Here is a 4,889-nt window from a genome sequence, read left to right as displayed (position 1 = left end):
GCAACAGGTCATGGTCTTACCTTACACGACCCTATTCGTGCCGAAAAAGTTGAGTCAATCTTTCACCCAACGGTTAAAGCTTGGTCTTGTTCAGGAACGCCCTCAGACTGCGTGAAGTTGGCACTGGGGGCATTAATTGATACCCCGCCCGATTTCGTCCTTTCGGGCATCAATCATGGCTCTAACCTGGGTACAGATGTCCTTTACTCTGGCACTGTCTCAGCGGCAATGGAAGGTGTGATTGAAGGGATTCCCAGCATTGCGTTTAGTTTGGCGAGTCATACCTCGCAGGAATTTCAGGCAGCAGCGATGTTTGCCAAACAGCTAATTACTCAACTCTCTAAGCAGCCGCTCCCTGAAGTGATGCTGCTGAATGTCAATGTCCCACCTGTAAAACCGGAAGAAATCGCCGGAGTCACCATCACCCGTCAAGGCATTCGCCGCTATTTCGACACCTTCGAGAAACGAGTTGATCCACGAGGCAAAACGTATTATTGGTTAGCCGGTGAAGTGCTTGAAGATGTCGAACAGCCTGCCCATCTCCACCTTCCCCCTGATGTGCCAACCGATGTTCAGGCTATTCAAGACAAATATATAACGGTGACACCTTTACAATACAATCTCACTGATGTGCCTGGAGTATACAGCTTACAGAACATGGGACTAGGCATAGGTTGAAAGTTAGCAAGTTGAAAGTTGAAAGTTCTAACCTTTAAACCTTCAACCTTTAAACCTTCAACCCTAATCAACCGCCGCCTCGATAGTAAAGCTCAAGAAACCGAAAAAACTTTTCGCACAGTTCTGGGTCTCTTGCCCCCACGTCCATTTCTTTACTAATTTCCTCAACGGCTTGCACCCAGTAAGGGCGATCGCTCGTAGAAGTAGTGCTGGTGCGATGAAGCCGCTTACTAATAATGGCATCCGCGATATTAACCAGTTGGAAGACCTGAACGATATAAGGTATTTCGTCGCCATGCAATCCATCCGGATAGCCAGTACCATTCAGCCGTTCTTGATGAGAGCGCACTAGAGGGGCAAACTCCCTGAGTACTGGAAGCTGATTACAGATGAGCTCTGAGACTTCGGGGTACTCTCGAATTTTCGCCCACTCCTGCTCGTTCAGAGAACTGGGCTTGAGCAGAATAGAGTCGGGAATGCCAATTTTCCCTAGACCGTGACAGTAGCTTAAGAAAATCAGTTGGCGTACTTGTTCTTGCTCCAATTTCAGCCAACGTGCCAAGTTTAGGCACATGGTTCGCAGACGATAGCAGCGTAAGCCAACTGCAAGGTTTCGAGCCAGCTGGATTTGCTCTAGAAAACTTAAAATCTCAGCGTCGCCAGAACGAAGCATCAAACTGTAACGTTAGTCTTTTTTTAGGTTTGCTGGATTGATTAAGAGTGACAATACAAGTATTAATGAACCTTCCCCCGATCCAAAGCACATTTTGACAGCCGACCCCTGAAATAATCGCTCATCGGGGCAAGGTAATTTATGGTATCACCCATTTATTCACATAAAGATTTTCCTTGTCCATCATCTGGGCAAAAACGAAAAAACTGACTCTATGGCAACGGTTGTGCCACTGTCAGCTCTACCAGGCGCGGACAGCCCTATTTGTTAATTCTACACTCTCACTAAGGCAAAATCGCTCTTTTGAGTGAGGTAGATGAGGATACTTCTATGGATTAAGGGCGTAATGAACTAACTGAGCCAGTTTTTGACGCAGCGTTTCCAGCCCAAACCGCTCACTGGCAGAAATGAATACGGCTTGCGGAAATTCGTCTCGAGCCAGCGCCAATGTTTCACTATCGACTTGGTCAATCTTGTTAAACGCCACAAGGATCGGCCCTGGTGTGACGGGCATTTCCGACAGAATGGTCATTACAGAGCGAATATGATTTTGCCATGCCGGATGAGATAAATCCACCAAATGCAGCAGAGCGTCGGCTTCCGTGACTTCTTCTAAAGTGGCGCGGAAGGAGTCCACGAGCGGGGGGGGCAATTCGTGGATAAATCCAACGGTATCGGTAAGCAGAATTTCGATGGGTTCACCAGTGACGGCGTTGGCAATGGGTAGGCGTCGTGTGGTGGGATCAAGGGTGGCAAACAACTGATCAGCCGTATAAACCTCGGCATTGGTTAGTGTATTTAACAGAGTGGATTTTCCAGCATTGGTATAACCGACTACTGCAATCGTAGGAACTTCTTGTCGCTGACGCCGTTGCCGCAAGCGTGAGCGATGGGCTTGTAACTGGTTCACCTCCTGCTGGAGTCGGGTGATGCGACGCTGAATAGCTCGGCGTTCCGTTTCCAGTTTAGTTTCACCGGGGCCACGAGTACCGATACCACCGCCTAACCGTGACATCGCCTGACCACGTCCTGTGAGACGGGGTAGCATGTATTCTAGCTGGGCCAGTTCCACCTGCAATTTTCCGGCGCGGGATTGGGCGCGTTGGGCAAAGATATCCAGAATAACCTCGGTACGGTCTACAACCCGGACACCTGTTTGTAATTCTATGTTGCGGATTTGTGCAGGTGAGAGGTCGCGGTCAAAAACCACAAGATTGGCTCCTAGGGTTTGGACTGTTAGGGCAATTTCCTGAACTTTACCCGCGCCAACCACAGTTTGGGGGTGAGGACGCGATCGCTTTTGCCGCATTGTCTGCAACACCTCTCCACCTGCCGTCTCCACCAACCGAGCAATTTCTGCCAAGCCATCTTCAAATCGCTCTTGAGTGCTGCCATCCGTCATCAGCCCAACGATTAGCACCCGGTCTTGGTCGGCATCGACTTGTTGAGCAACAAATTCTCGGCGAAACTCGGATTCTAGTCCTTCGACCAAATCCAGGAAGTCCTGTTTGGTCAGCATATCCACGCTCATGGGTGGTGACACACTCCAACCAAGTTCTGCGCCAGAAGGCTGAGGGCGGTCATCTAGATTCTGAACACCTTGCTCGGTGCGCGGGACTAGGTGAGCTAAGTAGGTTTCTTTGACATAACCCGTCGCACCACCCCCTCGGCGCTCAAATCCTGATTCTGTCACTGTCAGCACCACTAAGGCGTCGAGTCGCTGAATCGCCATTGCGGTTAAGGCTGATTCTTTGGGGGTTTCTGACTTGAGCTGAGTAGCAATACAGCGAATTCCCGACAGTCGTTCCGCACCGTAGCGAGGCAATTCTAAGGGAGGAATTTTAGTTTGAGAGACGGTACCAACTCCCACGCGAATGACTTGTCCCCGGCGATTGATGTAAGTACACAGCGGTTGTTTGATGTCCGTGCTAATGGCTGCCAATCGCTGGGCAAACTCTGGCGTTGTCAAGCGATCGCTCGGAACGCGCTGGTGATACAGCCGTTGTAACTGCTTGAGTTGGCTGGACTTTAAACCCTGAAGATTACCGTAGATAGTCTCGATAGGCGTCTCTGACCAGTTGACTGGTTCCTGAATCCATCTGATCCTATTTTACAGAAACAGGTCGGAAGCGTATCTCTTTTAGCTAGGGGCGATGCAGGAAAAGTTCGGCTTCGTAGAGACGCACCACTGTACGCCCCTAATGGGGGTATAGTTGCCAATATTTGGAATGCACCCCTTATTCGTAGTTAGTTGTTGCTTTCCGGAAACTTTAATAAATTTTAATTAACAATGTCGTATTTTACAAAAGATTTTCATGTAAATTAATACCATTAGTATATTACTGAAACCATTGCCATCCTTCCTCTTGCAGAGGAATCTAGTGTAGAGAAAGGTCAGAATCAAGTCGTTAATTTCAGTTTGAGACCTTAGCTCTAAGGGTGCCTAAGGATTTTCCAAAATCTGTCGTCAAGAAAACCAAACTAGTAAGGGGTATTAGTCGATGTGTATTATCGACGCAGGAAGCTACCAAGAATTATCCCTAATCCTGACTGTACTTTACTTTGCAACGGCTATCCAATGTTTCTCTAGCTGGTTTAAACGCTTTAGACAAGATACTAGTTTGTCAGATTCAGAAAAGCGGTTATGCTGGCAAGTCTTGGCAGTAGCAACGATCTTCTGGCCGATTGTTCTCCCAATTGCTTCCCTAGAGAAGCGAATTTTTGCTTCTCCTGCTGAAGGTCTGTTTTGGTGGTAGCGGTATAGTCATTGAAGTGGGACTGATGCCCCCTGTTTTTAGCTTCTAAAAATAGGGGGCGTCCTTAGCTCAGTGGTGCGTAAGCTCTACCCCCTATTTGAACTGACTGACTATACAAAAAATCAGCGGCGTTTGGCGTCAGCTTTCTTCGCTGCCTTCGCGGCTTTCTTGGCTGCTTTTTCGGCTGCGCTCGCAGCTAACCTGGCCTGCTCTTTTTCCTCAGCAATTTTATCTAAATAGTAGTGGTAATCTCCCAAATACGTGCGGAATTCCCCCTCTCGGATTTCAACAATTTTGTTGGCGACTTTAGAAATGAAATAACGGTCGTGGGAGACAATCATCACCGTGCCATCATAATTTTGGATGGCTTCTTCCAGCATTTCTTTGGCAGGAATATCGAGGTGATTAGTCGGCTCATCCAGAATCAGCAAATTAGCAGGACGTAAGAGCATCTTTGCCAAGGCAAGACGAGCTTTTTCACCCCCACTCAGGGACTCAACTTTTTTAAAGACAGTCTCGCCAGTAAACAAAAACCGTCCTAAGAGGGTGCGAACTTCCTCGTTTTTCCAATCAGGCACTTCATCATGAATTGTTTCCATGACGGTTCGGCTTAAATCCAGAGCTTCTGCCTGATTCTGCTCGAAGTAACCTGGAAGAACGTTATGTTGTCCCAATTCAACCGTGCCTTCAGTGGGTTGTTCCATACCCATGATTAAGTGGAGGAGGGTCGATTTCCCAGCACCATTGGGGCCGAGAAACGCAACGCGATCGCCCCGTTCAAT

5 protein-coding genes are annotated in these 4,889 nt (G+C 48.2%); 2 read left to right on the top strand and 3 right to left on the bottom strand.

Features of this window, described 5'->3' with window-relative positions:
- Positions 1-678 (top strand): 5'/3'-nucleotidase SurE (gene surE, locus V6C93_RS08135; RefSeq protein ID WP_333476155.1); only part of this gene is annotated, 678 nt, incomplete at its 5' end.
- A gap of 67 nt (positions 679-745) precedes the next feature.
- Here the strand turns inward: surE and V6C93_RS08130 are convergent.
- Positions 746-1,351 carry an HD-GYP domain-containing protein gene (locus V6C93_RS08130; protein ID WP_333476154.1) on the bottom strand — a complete coding sequence of 202 codons (606 nt, stop codon included), beginning with the start codon at positions 1,349-1,351 and terminating at the stop codon, positions 746-748.
- Positions 1,352-1,679: 328 nt separating this feature from the next.
- Positions 1,680-3,413 carry a GTPase HflX gene (gene hflX / locus V6C93_RS08125; protein WP_349262650.1) on the bottom strand — a complete coding sequence of 578 codons (1,734 nt, stop codon included), beginning with the start codon at positions 3,411-3,413 and terminating at the stop codon, positions 1,680-1,682.
- Positions 3,414-3,852: 439 nt separating this feature from the next.
- Between hflX and V6C93_RS08120 the strand changes: the two genes are divergently transcribed.
- Positions 3,853-4,107 carry a hypothetical protein gene (locus V6C93_RS08120; protein WP_333476152.1) on the top strand — a complete coding sequence of 85 codons (255 nt, stop codon included), beginning with the start codon at positions 3,853-3,855 and terminating at the stop codon, positions 4,105-4,107.
- A 122-nt stretch (positions 4,108-4,229) separates the two neighbouring features.
- Here V6C93_RS08120 and V6C93_RS08115 read toward each other — a convergent pair.
- The coding region (locus V6C93_RS08115) for an ATP-binding cassette domain-containing protein (RefSeq protein WP_333476151.1) at positions 4,230-4,889 on the bottom strand (660 nt) is incomplete at its 5' end.

Origin of the sequence: Allocoleopsis sp. (assembly GCF_036703385.1) — a bacterium.
Taxonomy (GTDB): Bacteria; Cyanobacteriota; Cyanobacteriia; order Cyanobacteriales; family Coleofasciculaceae; genus Allocoleopsis.
The sequence above is the reverse complement of the archived record's forward strand: the minus strand, read 5'-3'. Positions and strand labels throughout refer to the sequence as shown.